Annotated in this window: 1 protein-coding gene; it reads right to left on the bottom strand. The window is 52.4% G+C overall.

What is annotated here, in order from left to right:
- The coding region (locus tag AC1DWB_RS35370; RefSeq protein ID WP_477545742.1) for a right-handed parallel beta-helix repeat-containing protein at nt 1-1,310 on the bottom strand (1,310 nt) is incomplete at both ends.

Genomic DNA, 1,310 nt, shown 5'->3' with positions numbered 1-1,310 from the left:
CAGCAGCGCCGCGTCGCTATGGCCACCACGCTGGCGACAGCGCCAGGGTGGCTGCCAAGGTCCCCACTGATTGGTCTCGAACCCGCCATTCTCAATTGCACTCTTGCATTCCAGAGCCGAATATTCAAGCTGCGCTTCCCTACTCGTACTGAAATCATGCCCCGGAATCCAGTAAGGCTCATTCGATTCGTAAGCGCCAAGATCGGGAGCCTTGCCCGATGAGGTGGTCACACCATCAATCCTTCTACCTGCCGAGATGGCGGGTGAATCTGTACGTAGGCGGAAGTCGCGCTGATCAGCAGAGATGAAGCCACCTTCTACCCCGAATAAGTTGTGAGAGGCGAGACAGTCTTCCCCCCATTTCACAAGGGTCCCTTCTGAGAAAATATTGTTGATCATCTGAGTCCCGAACATATCGTCAAGGAGGAATGCAGCGGAATCCGCATCTCCGCTGTTCAGGAACGTATTGTTGTAAATAAGGGTACGCTGCAACGGGCGGTTCAAGTGCAGGCCATGATGCGGAATATTCCACACGACGTTGCGATACAGATTGACTCCGCTAGTAAAAGCATCCATGTAAAACCCGAAGCTAAGGTGCGGAGATTCGTTATCGTGCAACCAATTGTGATGAATGTCGGTATTGTCAAAGTCATGATTGAACAAGTAAATGATACCCGAATCCTTGGTCAGCAAATTGGCATGGGAAACGTCACAGTATTCGATAACCGAGCGTGCGAACACACCTGAGACGCACGTTCGTGCCGACCTCGTGATCGTACAGCGGGTGATCAAATGCTGCGAACCTGTTGCCCACACGAGACTAGCATAAGAAGCTTCCATGTTACCGTCATGAATGTAGCAATTCACGACACGGTTCCGCTCTCCCGACAGATTTACGCCGATACCTTCGAAGTAGCCGATCTCGCTGTTGGCAATCAGGTTATCGCTTCCGCCGATCTCGATCCCTTTCGTTCTACCGTAGATCGATTGGCGATCCCCGAAGTAACGGTCAATCCCATGAATACGTACACCATCAATACTGCAGAATGAAGCGTTCTCTGTTGTGATCGAAGAAGCGCGGATTTCGAAGCCTGCGATCTCGATATAGGAGCACCCGCGCAGGTCAAATGCGTAATCGCGTCGTTTGGCCTCGATTTCGCTGCATCCTGGATTAACGCCTCCCTCCAACCGAACAGCCAATTGTCCACCGACCGCATCGACATGCCAGCCGACGTTGTTGACCAGCGCCTGCGGTGTTCGGGTAATGAAATAGTGGTCTCCTGGAGCCGTCCAGTAATGTGGAGCAGAAC

The sequence above is a fragment of the Paenibacillus sp. P4_E11 genome, from assembly GCF_056401635.1.
Note: the sequence above shows the minus strand (reverse complement) of the source record. Positions and strands in the feature narration are given on the sequence as shown.